The organism is Bifidobacterium sp. UTCIF-39 (assembly GCF_006408715.1).
In the GTDB taxonomy this organism is placed as follows: domain Bacteria; phylum Actinomycetota; class Actinomycetes; order Actinomycetales; family Bifidobacteriaceae; genus Galliscardovia; species Galliscardovia tissieri.
This window is the reverse complement of the sequence record NZ_JEOG01000034.1, coordinates 1-18,854: the sequence shown is the minus strand read 5'-3', so window position 1 is coordinate 18,854 and position 18,854 is coordinate 1. Positions and strand designations below refer to the sequence as shown.

At 59.8% G+C, this 18,854-nt stretch carries 14 protein-coding genes and 1 tRNA gene; 11 read left to right on the top strand and 4 right to left on the bottom strand.

The genetic code is table 11. The annotated features are described in order from the left end of the window. Positions 1 to 1,680: 1,680 nt before the first annotated feature. Positions 1,681 to 1,770: transfer RNA gene (locus EP30_RS10505), tRNA-Ser, on the bottom strand. Positions 1,771 to 2,605: 835 nt separating this feature from the next. Here EP30_RS10505 and EP30_RS10495 point away from each other — a divergent pair. From EP30_RS10495 to rpsI, 7 genes are all read left to right on the top strand, one after another. Further along, entirely contained in the window at positions 2,606 to 3,592 is a 987-nt protein-coding gene (locus EP30_RS10495) for an NAD(P)-dependent oxidoreductase (RefSeq protein WP_140558563.1), read from the top strand. 225 nt (positions 3,593 to 3,817) lie between these two features. Continuing rightward, the gene (locus tag EP30_RS10490; RefSeq protein ID WP_140558561.1) at positions 3,818 to 4,462 is read left to right on the top strand and encodes a YigZ family protein; all 645 of its coding nucleotides are present in this window, start codon (positions 3,818 to 3,820) and stop codon (positions 4,460 to 4,462) included. A gap of 11 nt (positions 4,463 to 4,473) precedes the next feature. Further along, positions 4,474 to 5,211 (top strand): AbrB family transcriptional regulator, encoded by a 738-nt coding sequence (locus EP30_RS10485; protein ID WP_140558559.1) that lies wholly within the window; start codon positions 4,474 to 4,476, stop codon positions 5,209 to 5,211. Positions 5,212 to 5,283: 72 nt separating this feature from the next. Further along, entirely contained in the window at positions 5,284 to 7,455 is a 2,172-nt protein-coding gene (gene malQ, locus EP30_RS10480) for a 4-alpha-glucanotransferase (RefSeq protein ID WP_140558557.1), read from the top strand. 38 nt (positions 7,456 to 7,493) lie between these two features. Next, positions 7,494 to 7,967, top strand: coding sequence for a very short patch repair endonuclease (locus EP30_RS10475; RefSeq protein WP_258185485.1), 474 nt, complete (start codon positions 7,494 to 7,496; stop codon positions 7,965 to 7,967). 185 nt (positions 7,968 to 8,152) lie between these two features. Beyond that, positions 8,153 to 8,602, top strand: a complete 450-nt coding sequence (gene rplM / locus EP30_RS10470) for a 50S ribosomal protein L13 (RefSeq protein ID WP_094662377.1) — start codon at positions 8,153 to 8,155, stop codon at positions 8,600 to 8,602. A gap of 29 nt (positions 8,603 to 8,631) precedes the next feature. Next, on the top strand, positions 8,632 to 9,117 hold the full coding sequence (rpsI, locus tag EP30_RS10465) for a 30S ribosomal protein S9 (protein ID WP_094662379.1): 486 nt from the start codon (positions 8,632 to 8,634) through the stop codon (positions 9,115 to 9,117). Between the two features lie 143 nt (positions 9,118 to 9,260). On the opposite strand, the gene glgX is transcribed toward rpsI, so the two are convergent. After that, complete coding sequence (gene glgX / locus EP30_RS10460) at positions 9,261 to 11,903, bottom strand: glycogen debranching protein GlgX (protein WP_140558553.1); 2,643 nt, start codon at positions 11,901 to 11,903, stop codon at positions 9,261 to 9,263. A gap of 394 nt (positions 11,904 to 12,297) precedes the next feature. Here glgX and adhE point away from each other — a divergent pair, with 394 nt between their 5' ends. The 3 genes from adhE (at position 12,298) to EP30_RS10445 (ending at position 16,704) form a co-directional block, all read left to right on the top strand. Next, positions 12,298 to 15,030 carry a bifunctional acetaldehyde-CoA/alcohol dehydrogenase gene (gene adhE, locus EP30_RS10455; protein ID WP_223848126.1) on the top strand — a complete coding sequence of 911 codons (2,733 nt, stop codon included), beginning with the start codon at positions 12,298 to 12,300 and terminating at the stop codon, positions 15,028 to 15,030. A 345-nt stretch (positions 15,031 to 15,375) separates the two neighbouring features. Beyond that, positions 15,376 to 16,254 (top strand): GRP family sugar transporter, encoded by an 879-nt coding sequence (locus EP30_RS10450; RefSeq protein ID WP_140558551.1) that lies wholly within the window; start codon positions 15,376 to 15,378, stop codon positions 16,252 to 16,254. 297 nt (positions 16,255 to 16,551) lie between these two features. Beyond that, entirely contained in the window at positions 16,552 to 16,704 is a 153-nt protein-coding gene (locus EP30_RS10445; protein ID WP_140558565.1) for an AraC family transcriptional regulator, read from the top strand. Here the strand turns inward: EP30_RS10445 and budA are convergent. Further along, positions 16,701 to 17,477, bottom strand: a complete 777-nt coding sequence (gene budA, locus EP30_RS10440; RefSeq protein ID WP_140558549.1) for an acetolactate decarboxylase — start codon at positions 17,475 to 17,477, stop codon at positions 16,701 to 16,703. The two genes, EP30_RS10445 and budA, sit on opposite strands and share 4 nt — an antisense overlap. A 253-nt stretch (positions 17,478 to 17,730) precedes the next feature. Beyond that, positions 17,731 to 18,090 carry a hypothetical protein gene (locus tag EP30_RS10435; RefSeq protein ID WP_140558547.1) on the bottom strand — a complete coding sequence of 120 codons (360 nt, stop codon included), beginning with the start codon at positions 18,088 to 18,090 and terminating at the stop codon, positions 17,731 to 17,733. A gap of 99 nt (positions 18,091 to 18,189) precedes the next feature. Between EP30_RS10435 and EP30_RS10430 the strand changes: the two genes are divergently transcribed. Further along, positions 18,190 to 18,831, top strand: a complete 642-nt coding sequence (locus EP30_RS10430; RefSeq protein WP_140558545.1) for a hypothetical protein — start codon at positions 18,190 to 18,192, stop codon at positions 18,829 to 18,831. Positions 18,832 to 18,854 lie beyond the last annotated feature (23 nt).

The following is an 18,854-nucleotide window of genomic DNA, read 5'->3' as shown; positions in this document are numbered from 1 at the left end:
GTCTGGACTGTCTCTTTACATGTCGGAACTGTTGTTTTTCAGTGTCTCTCGGTATTCATCACGACCACCCTCCGCCACCCCCGCCAGCCTCCGTCACCCTCCGCCAGCCTCCGTCACCCTCGCGGACCGGTAGTCAGGACCAGTTACGCATCTAACGGAGACACTCCCAGGCACTTCTGTTGCGCACCGGCGATCAGGACCAGATTTCACACCTAAAGAGACAGTCTCTGATTCCTGATGGTGTTGCTCATTGAGCGGGGAGTGTTTTGGTAGTTGTGTAACCGGTCTTGGCTGCCGGTCGCGAGGTCGGCGGAAAGGGGCTCCCGCTGAGAGCCGCGCCGATCGAAGCGGCGGCGACGACATGGAGAAAGACGGTTCCCGCCTCGGTGCGTATCCGACGCGCGCTTGTGACGAACAAGCATCGGACGCACGCCCCGATGCACATATGACGCACAGAGACGTCGAACAAGCACCGGGGACACGGCTCGGTGCTTGTTCGACGCACGTTTGTGACGAACCCGCAGCCAGGAACACGCTTCAGTGCTTGTTCGACGCACGTTTGTGACGAACCCGCACTAGGGGACACGCTTCAGTGCGGGTTCGGCATCCATATACGACAAACCCGCACCGAGGGGCGTGCTTCACTGCGTATCCGACGGACATCCGGGACGAACCCGCAGTGGGAAACCCGATTCAGTGCGTATCCGACGCACGCATGCGACCAAGACCAGTTACACACTTATCGAGACACTCCCTACACACTTAAAGAGACAGTCCCCGAGACACTCCCATTGAGTGCAAAGGATGGTTGTGAGGGAAGGGAAGGTGCGTGAGTTACTCCGGTGGTATGTTTCGACGAGTGTGAGAGACGGTTGGGGGGGGGCGACGGTTACTGCTTGGTGGCGTGCATGTGATGTGTGCGAGGGATGTGTATATTCAATTGGAAGTGTGTGTTCGATTGGAAGTGGGCCGTGTGAGCGTGTGGGCGGTTTCCGGGCAGACGGGAGACGCTGTTGTACCGCCCCCTGAAGCGTCCCGATTGTCGTTCCGCCCCGCTAATTCTCGTGGCAGGGAATGGGTGTGGGGCTTGGATTTGTGTTCTCTGCCAGGCCTTGTGGCAGGGAATTGCTGTGGCGTGCGAGTTCCCATTCTCTGCCAAGGAAGCGTGGTATGGAATGTGTTTTCCGTTGGAATCGGCGTAGTGTGCCAGATCGTCGTGGCACGGAATGAATATCTGCTGTGATCATGCGTTCTCTGCCACGGAATCGTGATACGTAAAGCGTATTTTCGTGCCAGATTGTAGCTGCTTCCGACCGATTTCACTATGAATCGTCGATATTCCCGCTATTTTCCGTGGCAGGGAATGTAAATATCACTATGTACAGCATTCTCTGCCAACCCAAATGGCACGCAATGCATTTTCGCCTCCGAATCCCATTCTCTGCCACGCGGCATCAGCAAGGCTCACTTTGCGGTTATTGATATCGCTGCCCGCAGGGCCGATACGAGACGTTCGGCATCCCCATGCTACGGCACCGGCATCGACTGGAACGAGTTCCGCACCCGGGTCGACTGGCCATCCAACGACTAGACCACCAGACACACATTTTGGCCTATAAGCCGGAATACTGCCGAAATGGCATGAAAAAAGGGATCCGCAAGCAACCGCGAATCCCTTGATGGCGGAGTGAGGGGGATTCGAACCCCCGAACCGCTTGCGCAGTTAACACCTTAGCAGGGTGCCCCTTTCGGCCACTCAGGCATCACTCCGTCGCGCTCGCCTGAGCGCAACAGATCAATACTGTATCACGGGTTGTGGATTTTGCGAAATTCGGCATGTCTATATGACTGAGGAATCCTCCGACCTGACATATTCGACGATTGACGTGGTTGGAAGCTGGATACGACGGGGAGCTGGATTTCAAGGATTGGTCGTCCGCTGATTGTCGAAGATGCCTTGGACGCGCGCGGCTGGGAAATCGGTCGTTTGGTTGCCGATATAGCAGCGCATATGACGACGTTGGCGTGAACCGACCCCGATCAACAAGTGAGCGGGGATGGAGGTACGCCGTTGTCCGCCATCTCCGCATCTCACAATATCGCTTTTTTGTGCCGCTATGTGGACGTTGTGATGGGAGGACAGGGGTGGGTAGTCGGCGTATCGCGCCAACAGAACATAAGTGAACGAAGTCTCACATTGTGAGTTCGAATGGGTTTGCCGTCACCATGCGGATGTTATTGCTCACATTGTTGAGTGAAATGAACATGCCGTTTTTTCCTGCGTCATGGACATTTCTCAAAAACGGCATTCCGTGGGCGTGTCGTTCAGTTGTGAAAAGCCGTTTGGCATGATACCCGAAATCACGACATCACGCGTACGGTACCGTGATCGCAACGTGGTTCATGACATCCCCGGTATGCCACCCAATTCGTGAGCGCATCCCAACTAATATGCGCACCCCAATTCGTGAACATGCATCTCCGGCGTCCGTCTCGTTGCCGTCTCATCGCAATCCCACCGCATCCATCCACTCGAACAGTTAACGATCGGACACCCTGGTGGATAGACTGACAACGGTTACCGGCCACATGAAAAGGGGGTCCAATGATCATCGAACGGAACATGGAGCATACTGATCTACCACTGGTGGTGATCCCCGCCTGTTTCCCCTCGATGGCCCCCTACCTTGAACGCGGTCTCGACGTCATCGCCACCAAGGCCCGCGTCCGTATGCATACCGATATGACGCTTGACCTCGACGAGATCATGGCCCGTCTTGAGAATGCGAACGTTGCCATGACCACCGGCATTCATTTCAACAACGCCATGCTTGATGCGCTGGCACCGACGTTGCGTTGCCTCACCTTCGGAGGCACGGGCGTCGCCAATTTCGTCGACGTCAACCATGCCCACGATCTCGACATCATGGTCTGCAATGCCGTACATTACGGCGACAACGCCGTGGCCGAACACACCATCGCGCTGCTGTTCGAAATCACCCACAAGGCGGGACGGCTCGACGTGCGCACCCGAGCTCAGGGATGGCCTGGCTCCGACATCACCGAAATCGGTGGCATGACCATGGGAATCGTCGGGTTCGGCGGCATCGGTCATCGTGTGGCCGAACTCGCCCACGGCCTTGGTATGAAACTGATCGTCTGGGCGCGCCACCCCGACACCGAAACGCTTGACCGACTCGGTGCCGAACGGGCGGACAGCATCGATGACGTCTTCGCCAAGGCCGACGTGGTCAGTCCGCATCTGGCACTCAACGACTCCACGCGCGGCATCATCACCGCCCGTCACCTCGACATGCTGCATCCAGGTGCCATCTTCCTCAACACCGCCCGCGCCGAACTCGTCGAACAGGGCGCACTCGAACGACGACTCAACAACGGCGATATCTTCGCCGGCCTCGACGTATTCGACCCAGAACCGCTGCCCGACGACGCACCCCTGCGCGACTGCCCCAACACCGTACTCACCCCGCATGTGGCGTGGCGCAGCGACAAGGCGCTCGCCGGCATCGTCGATCAGAACATCCGATCCGTTGTCGCATTCCTTGACGGAGGATCGTACAACATCGTCTAATCGTCTAAACGTCAATCGTCTAAACGACTAAGAGTCCAGAATCCCGCGATTCGTTACTCTTGTGTCGTACGCGATCGAGGACGCCGTACAGCCAGCGCTCCCACGAATCCGTCACTCACATACTCACGGCATCCATCACTCAGAACACCGTCACTCAGAACGCCATCACCTACGACATCCACCGCTCAGGATGTCCGTCAATCTGCCCCAACGAAAGTCATCACTATGCGCACGATTCTCAATACTCCCGATTCGCCGGCACACGACTCGCTGGTGGAGAAGAAATCCGAATTCATCGGCGACGCCTGCCACATCGATTCGCAGGACGAGGCGTTGTCGTTCGTGCAGACGATCCGTGACCAGCATCCCAAGGCGCGTCACGTGGCGTTCGCCGCCATGTGGGGCGGTTCCGACGGCCGTCTGGGGGAGCGGATGAGTGATGACGGCGAGCCGAGCGGTACCGCAGGCAAGCCGATTCTTGACGTGCTGCGTCAGGGCGGTCTGACCGACTGCGTGGTGTGCGTGACCCGATATTTCGGCGGCATCCTGCTGGGTTCCGGCGGTCTGATCCGCGCGTATTCGTCGGCGGCATCGCTGGCGGTGAAGGCCGCGCAGGGGGCGAACATCATTCCGTGCACACAGTACGAGACCGTGGTGGAGTATCCGCAGTTGGCCATGATGCGTCAGATCGTCGCGCAGTTGGACGGAACGGTGGATGACGAGGAATTCACCGATTGCGTGACCATGATGGTCTCCGTGCCGCAGCCGTCGGCCGGGGAATTCGAATCACGCGTGGTGGAGACGTTCAACGCCACCGTGCTGGTGGAGCGTCGCGGCAGTTTCAACTGTCCCATCGCGGACCGCGGCTAAGCTGGATGCCCATGACCGAAGAAACCCCGCAGCCAGTACAGCCCGAGCAGAGCGCTTCCGCCCCTGACACGTCCGCGTCTGATGCGTCCGTACCTGACACGTCCGCACAGGACACGTCGGCACAGGACGCTCATGACGCCGCCGAACACGAGCCGCTTACCGTCACTTACGAACGGCTTCGTCATTCCGACGATCCGGCCGAACTGGGCGAGTTCGCTCGTCGTCCACTGCCCGACCGTGGCGATGCCGCCGCGTTCTCCCGCGCCACCGCACTGCTTGAGGCTGTTGCCGGCAATCTGCACACCGATGTGGCGGATCGTGTGTTCCTCGCCGAGACCATGCCGTTCCCGAACGTCCTCGTCAAACTCAGCGTGGATCCCGATCCGTCCGTGCGTGAGGCGGTGGCCAGAAACAAGGCCGACAAGAACTGGCTGGTGGGCCGCCTGACCAAGGACGACGTCGACGAGATCCGCGATGTGGCGCTACGCAATCCGAACACGTCGTGGAAGATGCGTATGGAAGGTGCCGAAGACACGCGCAACGGCGCTGATATTCTCGACTATCTTTCTCGCTTCGGCGTGGATGATGACATGTCCGGCCCGGCCGTGCTCACGTCGATGATCCGTCGGGCGGTGGCGCTGAATCCCAACACCGGCGCCGACACGCTCGCCCGTCTGGCTGATGATCCCTCCGAAGAGGTTCGGCACGCCGTGGAACGACGAAACGCCAACAACGACAATGGACGGTAAAAAACCCGTATCCAACGGGTAAAAACGGAATGTCAAACGATGTAACCGCGATTTCGGGGTTAAGCTGAAACTATGGAACAGCGAGAAGAATCCCAAGAACGCCTGTCGCGCCCGCTGATTCAGTTGGCGAAGATGAAGGGTGTGGCCACGTTCTACGTCGGCCAGCAAGGTGAATACGTCGAGATTGACGATGACGTCCTGGTCGATGTGCTGCGAAGTCTTGGTGTTGACGCCTCGACCAACGAGGCCGTCCTCGACTCCCTGCGCAAGGCCAGCGCCGAGCGTTACAGCCGTCTTGTGCCGGCAACGTTGCTGCACATCGCGGGTCAGGAAAACCGAGTCAAGGTCAACAACGAAGTGTTCGACGTGCCGTCGGCCAAACTCGTGCTCGAGGACGGCACCGAATATCCCGAACCGATCAAATGTGTGGCAGGCGACGGTGCCATAGCCCAGCCGGTCGGCGATCGGTTCATCGTCAATTCCGCGCTGGTGATCCCGGCCGATGTGCCGCTCGGCTACCACACGCTGACCGTCACGGTGGGCGACCGTACCGAGGAGTCCACGCTGATCAGCGCCCCGGCGAAGATCGAACTGCTTGATCCGATGAAGACCGGCCACCTGTGGGGCTGGATGGCGCAGTTCTATTCCGTGCGCTCGCGCAATTCGTGGGGTGTGGGTGATTTCGCCGACCTCAAGACCATGCTGCGTGACTCCAAGGAGAAGACCGGTGCCGACTTCATGCTCATCAACCCGGTGCATGCCGGCGAGCCGTGCACGCCGCTGACGCCGTCCCCGTATCTGCCGATCTCGCGCAGGTTCGTCAATTTCACATACATCAACCCGCAGAGCGTGCCCGAATACGCGGAACTGTCCAACGAGGCCAAGGCCGAGATCGACCGTCTGCACGAGACCGTTGCGGAGCTGAACCAGAACGCCGATAAGATCGACCGCGACGCCATGTGGAACGCCAAGATGCCGGCACTGTGGACGATTTTCAAGGCCGGTCGCACTCCGGAGCGTCAGCAGGAGTTCGATGCATACAAGGCCAAGGCCGGCGAGGATCTTGAAGGATACGCCACCTGGTGTCTGGCCTACGACAAGTGGGGCGCGCCCACCGGCGAGCCCGGATCGTGGATCAAGAGCTTCAACCGGAACTCGGACGAGGTCGCCCAGCTGCGTAGCCAGTACCCCGATACGCTGGACTTCTACCGCTGGCTGGAGTGGATCGCGGATGAGCAGCTGGCCGATGCACAGCAGACCGCCTACGATGCGAATATGACGATCGGCCTGATGAGCGACATGGCCGTTGGCGTGCACCCGTACGGTTCCGACGTGTGGTGGAATCCGGAGCGATTCGCGTATGGTGCCACCGTGGGCGCGCCGCCGGACTTCTACAACCAGCAGGGACAGAACTGGAGCCAGCCGCCGCTTAACCCGAACTATCTGGCAGCCACCGGCTACAAGGCCTATCGCGATATCGTGGCCGGCATGTTCGCCCATGCCGGTGGCGTGCGCATTGACCATGCCATCGGTCTGTTCCGCCTGTGGTGGATCCCCGAAGGCCGTAGCGCCAAGCAGGGCACCTACGTGTACTACGACTCCGCGGTCATGCTGGGTATTCTGGCCCTTGAAGCCACGCGTGCGCATGGCGTCGTGGTAGGTGAGGATCTTGGCGTGGTGCCCGAGTATATGGCGCATTCGCTGGCCGAGCACGGTCTGCTGGGTTGCGCCATCGAATGGTTCGAGCAGCGTGACGGCAAGTTCCGTCGTCCGCAGGACTGGCGTCCGCTTACCCTCGCCTCGGTGACCACGCACGACATCCCGCCGACCGCCGGCTACCTCACCTACGAGCACGTGAAGCTGCGCAATCAGCTCCATCTGCTCGCCGGCAGCGAAGAGGAGTTCATGGCCGATGCCAAGCGCGAGCACGACGCCTTGCTCTCCATGCTCGCCGATGGTGGCTTTATCAAGCGTGGATGGCTGAACAACGAGGCCGAGCACGAGCAGGACCTGATCGAAGGCATGCATCGCGCCCTGTGTGCATCCCCGTCGAAGCTGCTGTGCGCCACCGTCACGGACGGCGTGGGGGAGAAGCGCACACAGAACCAGCCTGGCACGAACAACGAATACCCGAACTGGCGTATCCCGCTTGCCGATGGCGACGGTCATGTGGTGAGCGTGGAGGATCTGTTCTCCAACGCGCGTGTGCAGTCCCTTGCGGCTGTGATGCGCGGCGAGAAGTGAGCTCCGCGCCCAATCGTCCTGTTCGATCGACGAAGGCGGTGACCCGCAAGGCCGCGAAGGCCGGGGCACCGCCTTCGTCCGTACGGGGCGGAACCGAGAAATACGAACGCGGCACCCGCAGCTATACGATGTCGCACATCCGCGGCAAGGACACCTCGATCGAGGTGATGGTCCGCCGATATCTGTTCTCCCGCGGCCTGCGATTCCGCAAGAACGATCGACGATATCCCGGTCATCCGGATGTCGTACTGCCAAAATGGCATACCGTCGTGTTCGTCAACGGCTGTTTCTGGCATATGCATGACGGTTGTTCCAAACATACGATGCCCAAATCGAACGTGGAGTTCTGGACCGCCAAGCTCACCCGAAATCGTGAACGCGACCGACGTCAGCACGCCGAACTCGAGGCCATGGGGTGGCGGGTGATCGTGGTGTGGGAATGCGAACTCGACAAGGCAGTCAGACAGTCCCGTCTGGAGCGGCTTTACACCGAAATCACCGGCGTGTCGTGAGGTCAATACGATTTTGACGAACTCGAAAAACGCGGTATGCTAATTGATTGTTGTGTTTCCCAGGGGTCCTTCAAAGCGCTGTCCCACTCGCCATTAGGACTTTCAGGGAGCCCACGGATAATGAGGCATGACGGATCTGACCAGTCCACGATTGCCCGGAACACAATAGACAGAAAAGGTATATCGTGAAAACTTTCACTCCGAAGGCTAACGATCTGACTCACGAGTGGTACGTCATCGACGCCACTGACGTGGTGCTCGGCCGTCTCGCGACCACCGTCGCCAACCTGCTGCGCGGCAAGAACAAGCCGACGTATGCTCCTCACGCCGACGGCGGCAACTTCGTTGTCATCGTCAACGCCGAGAAGATCGCCCTGTCCGGCAACAAGCTGGGCAAGAACCTGTACATGCACTCCGGTTTCCCGGGTGGCCTGCGCTCCGATTCCTACGGTGAGCTGCTCGAGAAGGATCCGGCTCGCATGATCAAGGCCGCGGTCAAGGGTATGCTCCCGAAGAACCGCCTCGCCAAGGTGCAGCTCGATCGTCTGCGCATCTACACCGGCCCGGAGCACCCGCACGCCGGCCAGCAGCCCGTCCAGTACGAGATCTCCCAGATCTCTCAGCAGGCTAAGTGATCTAGGACCGAAAGAAGGAGTAACCGATTATGGCTGAAAACACTTCCGCGGTCCAGGAGACCGAGACGGAGCTCACTGAGTACACTTCCGAGACCAACGCTGGTGCTGGCACCGGCACTTCTACGATCGCTCCGGGCTACGGCACCGGCCGTCGTAAGGAAGCCGTCGCCCGCGTGCGTCTGGTTCCCGGCACCGGCAAGTGGACCATCAACGGTCGCACGCTGGAAGAGCACTTCCCCGGCAAGATCCAGCAGCGTGAGGTGAACTCTCCGATCGTGCTGCTGAAGCTCGAGGGCAAGTTCGACGTGATCGTCCTCGTTGACGGTGGTGGCATCACCGGTCAGGCCGGCGCCATCCGCCTCGGCGTGGCTCGCGCTCTGAACGCCATCGATCGCGACGCCAACCGCGCCGCTCTGAAGAAGGCTGGCTTCTTGACCCGTGACGCCCGTGCGGTGGAACGCAAGAAGGCCGGTCTGCACAAGGCTCGTCGCGCCCCGCAGTTCTCCAAGCGCTAAAGCTTGCGGAATTGCCTGTGTGGCCGCACTGGTGTGGTCGCATGGCGCACAGCAATGGAAAACCCCTGTATTCCGTATGGAGTACAGGGGTTTTCTGTATTTGCGTTACTGGTGATTGCGACGTTTAAGGTCGCGGTCGGTCGTCAGTCGAATCTGCTTCGAGACCAGCTGATGATTTCCCGATTGCCATTGCCGATCTGCTGGAACATGCTGATCGATAATCCGGTGACCAGCCAAGGATCATTCTCGCGCTGATCGTCGCCCGTGCTGTTGCCGTTGCCCGTGCTGTCGCTATACGATTCATTGCCGGTCGTACGCTGCGACTGTCGTCCGGTTTCGCGCATCCGTTCGTTGATATCGTGATCTCGTCCCTGTTGATCGCTCTGATCGAACTGGTCATGGCCTCCATCCGCTGGCTTGTTGCGTTGCTGCACCAACCTCTGGATGCTTCCTGTAGGCACGGTCTGTGTCCATGTGACGATGTCGTTCTCCTCGTTCGTCGCCTTGCGCGCACGGGCCGAGTACTGATCGAACGCCTCGTCGACGCCATCGTTCTCGCTGAGATGGATCGGTGACGTTCCATCCACTTCTCCGGAACTCCACATCATGCGCCACTCGCAGTCCGGCGGCAGTGTGAATTCGGTTTCTTCGTCGATGCCGTTGACCACGATGGCCACGTCCGGCACTTCATCGGAGACCAGACGCATGGTGAAGCTGCGTTGCGCATTATTGAACCAGTCGTGTTCCATCGGTGTGGTGCCGTCGGGCAGGAACCATTTCACATGACTTGACGGTTTGGGCAGACCGAGCATGGAAAGTCTGGTGAAGAACTCCTCGTGATGGTACTGATCGATGGATTTGCGGAGCGCGATCAGGTCGTGTGTGAGCTCAAGGCGTTTGAGCTGTGGGGTGCGCTTGGTGGAATACAGCCAATCCCAGTCGAGCCAGCCGATGTTGCTGTCTTGACAGTAGGCGTTGTTGTTGCCGTACTGGGTGTTGCGGAATTCGTCGCCGGCAAGCAGCATGGGCGTTCCCAGACTCATCAGCACGGTGGCGATCATGTTCATGGCCGCGCGCTCTCGTTTGGCATCGATTTCAGGATCGTCGCTGGGGCCTTCCACGCCGAAGTTCACGGAATGGTTCACGTTGGAACCGTCGCGGTTGTCCTCGCCGTTCGCCTCGTTGTGCTTGGTCGAGTATCGGGTGAGATCGGTGACGGTGAATCCGTCGTGGCAGGAGACGAAGTTGATCGATGCGATCGCGCCGCGCCCGGGCTCGGTGGCGAAGAGATCGGCGGAGCCGCACAGTCGCGTGGCCATCTCCTGCATGCCGATGCTGTTGCTGTGCCCGCGGGAGAGGCTGTCGACGTCGGTGAGCCAGAACCGGCGGGTGGAATCGCGGAAATGATCGTTCCATTCGGCGAACGGTACGCCGAACTGTCCGGTTCTCCAGCCGCCCTCGCCAATGTCCCACGGCTCCATGATCATCTTGAGATTGCCGAGGATCGGGTCGCTGCGCAGTGCGTACAGGAAGGGATGATGGCGACTGAACGTGCCTTCGAGTCGTGCCAGCGAGGCGCCGAGGTCGAATCGGAATCCGTCCACGCCGATGCGCTTGGCCCAGTAGCGCAGTGAATCCACCGCATAGTTGATCACGCGGGTGTTGGTGAAGTCGAGCGTGTTGCCGCAGCCGGTGGTATCGACGAGCATGCCCGGGTTGTCGCCTCTGCGGCAGTAGTAGCTGACGGCGTCCAGTCCGCGCCAGCTGAGGGATGGGCCGTCCAACGCGCCCTCGCATGTGTGGTTGTACACCACGTCGAGAATGACCTCGATGCCGCCGGCGTGCAGCGCACGGACCATGTCGATGACCTCCTGGCGTACGGCCGCGGCACCTTTGCGTTGTGCGGTCTCGGTGGCGTACGACGGTTCCGGCGAGAAGTAGCCGAGCGTTGAGTATCCCCAGTAGTTGACGACCCCGCGTTCGGCGAGCCCGATCTCGGTCTGCTTGGCGAAGATGGGCAGCAGTTCCACCGAGGTGATGCCGAGGTTCTGCAGATAGGCGATGGTGGTGGGGTGGGCGAGTCCGGCGTAGGTGCCGCGCAGTTCCTTGTCCAGCCAGGGGGCGTTCTTGGTGAAGCCCTTGACGTGCAATTCGTAGACCACGGTTTTGCTCCACGGCACGTGCGGATGCTCGGGATCGCCCTCGTGCTTGTGGATGTCGCGGTCGTCGATGACCACGGAGTAGGGCATATGGCCGAGCGAGTCGAGCGTGCTCATCGCGCCGTCGTAGGCGCCGTCGACGTGGCCGTTGGTCACGGTGCATTTGTAGGGGAAGATTTCGGGGCCGATGTCAAGGCTTCCTTCGATGCCTTTGGCGTAGGGGTCGAGCAGGAACTTGTAGGGGTTGAACTGCACGCCGCGCTTGGGGGCCCAGGTGCCGTCCGCGCGATATCCGTATCGCATACCGGGTCGTGCTTTAGGCAGATGCACGTACCACATGCCGTAGTTGGGGCCCTTCATACGGAAGAGTGTTTCACGGCAGTACTGTTTTTCGAGGATGCGTGAGCAGACGGGGAACTGTCGGATCTGTTCGTGGAACGGCATGGTCGAATTCTTGGGCAGTTCGGTGGCGACGTCGTAGAAGTCACTCGGCTGATCCAGGGACTCGATCACGCTGAGCCACACCTGGTCGGCGGTGTCGGACCAGACCACGGCGTCTGCTCCTCCCTCATCCGTAAGGAACATGCCTGGTCGTGTGGCATACCGATGCAAAGATGTCTTTTCCATACTTCAATTATCCTCGTTTCGATCACGATACGGGATTACGGGACGACACGCGGGTGTCAGTTGTTGAATGTCCTACGGGCGATAGCGGATTGTTGGTTTTAAATCGTTGAAATTTCGACGATTTTATGTAATGGTCATGGTGACTGCATCACTTTTTGAAAATACTTTTGTAAAACTTTGCCGTTCTGGTTGGCGTGTTGTGATCGGAGATGTTATCGTGAGGTACATCACATCTTCGGTTGTGATGTAATCCGAAAACGTCCGCAAAACGAACATCAGTTTTGTAGTTTTTTGCGCCCTTTTTCGGGTCGGTACACACATCGCACCCGGCCATTGATCCGGCCGCGTGCCTGCATCAAGCATGAAGTTTTGGATACCCGATCAAGGAGGACACGTGGTCGCATCCAAGAAGGCGGAAGCCGCTCCCGTCGCATCCCAGGTCTCTGACATGACCCCTGCCGAGCAGGAGGTCGACACCCTTGTCAAGAAGGCGCTGGTCGCTCTCGACAAATTCGAGCAGCTCGACCAGAAGCAGGTTGACCGCATCGTGGCCAAGGCCTCCATCGCAGCGCTGAACAAGCACCTCGTGCTTGCCAAGCTGGCGGTTGAGGAGACCGGCCGTGGTCTGGTGGAAGACAAGGCCACCAAGAACATCTTCGCCTGTGAGCACGTCACCAACCACCTCGCCCGCCAGCGCACCGTCGGCATCATTCGCGAGGACGACGTCGAAGGCATCACCGAGATCGCCGAGCCCGTCGGCGTGGTTGCCGGCGTCACCCCGGTCACCAACCCCACCTCCACCGCCATCTTCAAGTCCCTCATCGCGCTGAAGACCCGCTGCCCGATCGTCTTCGGTTTCCACCCCGGCGCACAGAAGAGCTCCGTGGAAGCCGCCCGCATCGTGCGTGACGCCGCCATCGCGGCCGGCGCCCCCGAGGACTGCATCCAGTGGATCGAGCACCCGTCCATCGACGCGACCGGCGCGCTTATGAAGCACCCCGGCATCGCCACCATCCTCGCCACCGGTGGTCCCGGCATGGTCAAGGCAGCCTACACCTCCGGCAAGCCCGCCCTCGGCGTGGGTGCCGGCAACGCTCCCGCCTACGTGGCACCGGATGCCGACATCGTGCGCACCGCCAACGATCTGGTGCTGTCCAAGCACTTCGACTACGGCATGATCTGCGCCACCGAGCAGGCCGTGATCGCCGACAAGTCCGTGTACGAGCCGCTGCTCGCCGAGATGAAGCGCCGCAAGGCCTACTTCGTCAACGCCGAGGAGAAGGCCAAGCTGGAGAAGTACATGTTCGGCGTCACCGCCTACGAGTACGAGGGCCAGAAGACCAAGCTCAACTCCGTGGTCCCGGGCAAGTCTCCGCAGTTCATCGCCCACGCCGCCGGATTCGAGATCCCGGAGGACGCCACCATCCTCGCCGCCGAGTGCAAGGAAGTCGGCGAGATGGAGCCGCTGACCATGGAGAAGCTCGCTCCGGTCCAGGCCTTCCTGCGTTCCGACAACAAGGAAGACGCCTTCGAGATGTGCGAGAAGATGCTGCAGCACGGCGCAGGCCACACTGCGGCGATCCACACCAACGATCAGGATCTGGTCAACGAGTACGGCAACCGCATGCACGCCTGCCGCATCATCTGGAACTCCCCGAGCTCCCTCGGTGGCATCGGCGACATCTACAACGCCATCGCCCCGTCGCTGACCCTCGGCTGCGGCTCCTACGGCGGCAACTCCGTCTCCGGCAACGTCCAGGCCGTCAACCTCATCAACATCAAGCGTGTCGCTCGGAGGAACAACAACATGCAGTGGTTCAAGATCCCGGCCAAGACCTACTTCGAGCCGAATGCGATCAAGTACCTGCGCGACATGGGCGACGTGAACCGCGTCGTCATCGTCTGCGACAAGGTCATGCTCGACCTCGGCGTGGTGGAGAAGGCCATCCAGCAGCTGCGTCTGCGTCCGAACCACGTCGATTACCGCATCATCGACTACGTCGAGCCGGAGCCCTCCGTCGACACCGTCGAGCGTGGTGCCGCCATGATGCGTGACGAGTTCCAGCCCGACACCATCATCGCCATCGGCGGTGGTTCCCCGATGGATGCCGCCAAGATCATGTGGCTGCTGTACGAGCACCCGGAAATCGAGTTCTCCGATATCCGCGAGAAGTTCTTCGATATCCGTAAGCGCGCATTCAAGCTGCCCGAGCTTGGCAAGAAGGCCCGTCTGGTGTGCATCCCGACCTCCTCCGGAACTGGCTCCGAGGTCACGCCGTTCGCTGTGATCACCGATCACAAGACCGGCTACAAGTACCCGATCACCGATTACGCGCTGACTCCGTCCGTGGCCATCGTCGATCCGGTGCTCGCCCGCACCCAGCCGCGCAAGCTGGCCTCCGATTCCGGCTTCGACGCCCTGACCCACTCCTTCGAGGCCTACGTCTCCGTGTACGCCAACGACTTCACCGACGGCATGGCCCTGCACGCCGCCAAGCTGATCTGGGACAACCTGGAGACCTCCGTGAAGGAAGGTGCGTCCAACCCGCTGGCCCAGGAGAAGATGCACAACGCCGCCACCATGGCCGGCATGGCGTTCGGCTCCGCGTTCCTCGGTATGTGCCACGGTATGGCGCACACCATCGGCGCGCTGTGCCACATCGCCCACGGTCGCACCAACTCCATCCTGCTGCCGTACGTGATCCGCTACAACGGCCAGATCCCGGACGAGCCGACCAGCTGGCCGAAGTACAACAAGTACGTGGCTCCGCAGCGCTATCAGGAGATCGCCAAGAACCTTGGCATCGATCCTGGCCGCACTCCGGAGGAGGGCGTCGAGAACCTGGCCCGCGCCGTCGAGGACTACCGCGACAACAAGCTGGGCATGGATCGTTCCTTCAAGGCGGCCGGCGTTGACGAAGAGTACTTCTGGAGCGTGCTCGAGCAGATCGGCATGCGCGCCTACGAGGACCAGTGCACCCCGGCCAACCCGCGCATCCCGATGATCGAGGACATGAAGGACATCGCCATCGCCGCCTACTATGGCGTCTCCCAGGCCGAGGGCCACGCCAAGCGCGTTGAGCGCGAAGGTCTCAGGGCCGTCGAGGAAGCCTCCCAGCGCGACTGAGTCCCAGCCTTCCACGCCGAGCGATCCTTCGGCGTGAAAGAGGCTGTTGACGCGGCTGATTGAAGCTGACCGCCGAAGAAGTCCTCGGCTGAACAGTCAGCGTTCAAGCAGCATTCGCATCATTGAAGGTCTCTTGGAATCAATGATTCCAAGAGACTTTTTTGCTTTTCGTGTGTCATGTGTCGTGTGTCGTCGTGGGCTGCGCGTCGTGTGTTGCGTGTCGTGTGCGGAACGACCATATGCCGGATACTGTTCTCACCAGTCTGCAAACGTATGCAGTGCTGGTTCTATAATCGTCCTGAAGCATTATTGGAACGATCAAAATCAGGGAATGGGAACCGAACCATGGATCTTGCTCTGGCCGCAACGCCCTCGTTGGTATGGGGCATCTACGCGCTGATTCTGCCGGTGATCGGCGGAACGTCACGACATCAGACATTTGGCGTCACCATCGGATGTCTCGCATTCGCTCTGGCGGCCTTTCCCTTTGTGCCGCACCATTACACACCGCTCACAGTGCTGATCAGCTTCCTGTCGGGCATTTTCTGGTCCATCGGCAACTACGGGCAGATCTGCGGATTCAAGGAGATCGGTGTGTCCAGCACCATGCCGATCTCCACCGGCGAGCAGCTGATCGGCACCAGTCTTGTTGGCGTGCTCTTCCTCGGCGACTGGGCGTCCGCTGAGGCGAAGACAGTTGGATTCATCGCGATCGCACTGTTCATCGTCGGTGTGGTGTTCACGTCATATGTGGAACGGCGTGGTGCCGACGGCACTGTCAGCGACGATAGCCGTGCGAACAATATGATCACCGGACTGACGGTCATCACCATATCCTCGTTGGGCTTCATCGCCTATGTCGCGGTCATCCAGCTGTTTTCGATCAATTCGTTCGACGCGATGCTCCCGCAGGCGGTGGGTATGTTCGTCGGTGGTCTTGCCATCGGCATCCGCGAGCCGGGCAAGCGCTCCAAGCGGACCCTTCTACTCGTGATTCCAGGTGTGCTGTGGGCCATCGGCAATCTCATCCTCATGATCTCCAACAGTCGACTCGGTGTGGCCATCAGCTTCCCGATGTCGCAGATGGGACTCATCATCTCCACGATCGGCGGCATGGTGTTCCTGCATGAACGCAAGACGCGCAAGGAGAAGATTTCCATATCCGTCGGTCTGGTATTCGTGGTCGTCGGCATTGCGCTCGTCGCGCTGACGAAGACCATGTAAGGCGATGACCTTGTCGTGACTTTGTCATGGCATTGTTGTGGTCCTGCGCGATGGTTGATCGCCTGGTTTCACTGAATACGACGTCCCGTTATCCCTGCTCTGTTGAAACAGGGGCGGGACGTCGATCTATTTGCGTCATCGACGGTGTGGTCTGAGGCGTCGAAAAACACGCTTACTGAACTGTTTCACGTGAAACATGTTTCTGCAATCATCATGCAAAAAGTATCAGTGCCGTCGTGGTTATGCAGCTAGCATGGAACATATCTCTGCCGTTAGAAAACCGTATGATGTCGTCTTCTGGTTGCCGGCAACGATCCGATCGCGGCCATCCCCATACAATGTGGATATACGAATCTGTCGAATTTCAACCGTCGATTCCTGCAGGAAACCGGCATGACGCCGTCGGAATATCGTCGTGTCAACCGTGCCGGGACTGCTGGGAACGCCTAATTCACATCCTCGCGCCGCGGTTCCCGTTCGGCCTTGGCCAGTGCCGCGGCGATCGGATCGTTCGAAAAATCATGGCTGCGATAATCCGGATCATCCACCGGCAGATGCTGCACCAGCGTATCGAACACCTGACTGAGGATTTCACCGCGCTCGAGCACGGCATCAAGCACATGACCGCCGATCGAATGGTCGTCGGACAGGAAATGCTCGTGGAAGCCGGCTACGGCCGCGCCATTGAACATGAGCGGCGAAAAGTACCCGAGCATGGTGCCCCTCACATCGTGCCCGAGGAACATGGCCTGCTGATCGGCCACCTGCTCCAACGTGGGGTAGGGGGCCTGCTGCTTGATCACGGCACGCGTCTTGATGAAACTGAATGTGCCGCGCACAATCACGGAGAAGAACGTGTTCGCCCTGCCATTGGCCGCCACGATCTTCTTGTTGAGCTCCTCCAGGCCGATATCGGACCGCTCGCACTGGTATTGGAACGCGGCACGATGCACGCTGGCGAACGGCAATGTGAAATCGTCGGGTACGATCTCCGCTTTGCCGCTTTGCCCTACCTTATAGGCCACGCCGTCGAGGATGATCAGCTCGCCGTCCAACCCTTCACCGGTACCGATGCCGGTATCGCCGTGGGTGAGCAGCTCGCCGATCGTGGTGGTGCCCTCCAGCAGTCCGGGGACGAGTTGCGCGAGCGTGCCGTGCTGGTAGAGCACGTTGGCGTCGCGTTCGGTGATCGGCTTGATGTTCGAAGCATGGGATTGTGTCACATTCCAACCCTACGACGAATGCCCGATTCCGGTCCACCCCGTTCCATGTGATGAGGGGTGTGCCGGTCGTGCGGAATAATCATATAGGCCGGCGGCCCCGTTCCGGCGATGAGGGGTGTGTCCTGAAGGCCCGACTTCCAATCTGGATCCGTACTTGTGCCTGACTTGTATTTATCTGCCCCGACCTGTGCCACCGCCATTCTTATCATCGACGGCCGGGCTGTTGGGGTCAACGGTTCCGTTACCAATCGTGTCAAACGATGACCGCGGAAACGGAATCCACGGCGCGGGGTACACCCGCCCACTCAAGTTTCCGTACAAGATCGGTCCGTCGATACGCCTCGACGAACGAGAACCTCACCATTGAGGTCACTGTCATACGAATACGTTCCTCCCGTTCCTTCTCAGCGATGATCGTGTCGGGCAGACTGCCGTTGCGGTACATCGTTTCGTCGCGATATTTGATCCGCCCGTCGAGTTCGGCGACGATGGACCGCCCGTCGCCCGTCCGCCAGAAGAAATCGACGCGATCAGGATTCCCGTTTTCGTTGACGCATGGCATTGCCACCTGTAACTGCGGTGGTGTGAATCCCTCCTCGATCATTACGGCCAACGCGTATGCCTCGCCGCCGTTCTCGGTCCTGCCGGACGCGTACTGCAGTGCATGCAGAGCGCGTCGGCGACTGCGTCCCTCTTCGCTGCGGAATATGCGATGCAATTCGTCCAGTGTGATGATTCGCTGTCGCAATGCCGATTCGATTATTGGCAGCGCGTCGGGAAACGTCAGCCAGCGAGCGCAGTCGAACATCGTTCTGCCGAGTGCGGTCACGCGTACGTCGTCCACTATGACGTGTTCGTCGGATCGGATGTAATGATTGTTCATGATGTGGTTGCTGCGGACCATGGCGTTGGCCGGCATGACTCTATGTATTTCCTTCATCTGACGTATCGAATCACAGATGCCGTGCATGACCGCCGCAGTCGGTCCGCCGAAGATCCAATGGGGATGGATCCTTGCCAGTGTGCGGATGTGGTGTCGGAATTGTTCGATGTGCGGCAGCTGTTGCCAGTATTCCGCACGTGCGAAGCACCGTATTCCGACGCGGACGAGTTCTCCGGCGGCTTCCCGTCGATGCAGCATGCGGCGTTGCGTGTCACTGGTGCTCCAGATGCAGAGTCTGTTGGCTTCCGCCTCGCTGAGGAGCCTGTTGAGTTTGCTGTTCGTTCTCATGCCGCCGACGATATCGGCGTAGGTGTCGAAAAGTCCAGCACAATCAACGAATGTGGTCGAATGTGGGTCCCGCAGGTCTCTGCGGGGTCTCCGTGCGGGCTCTGCACGCCGGTCTGGGTATAACCATGTCATGAAGAGAGGGGAAT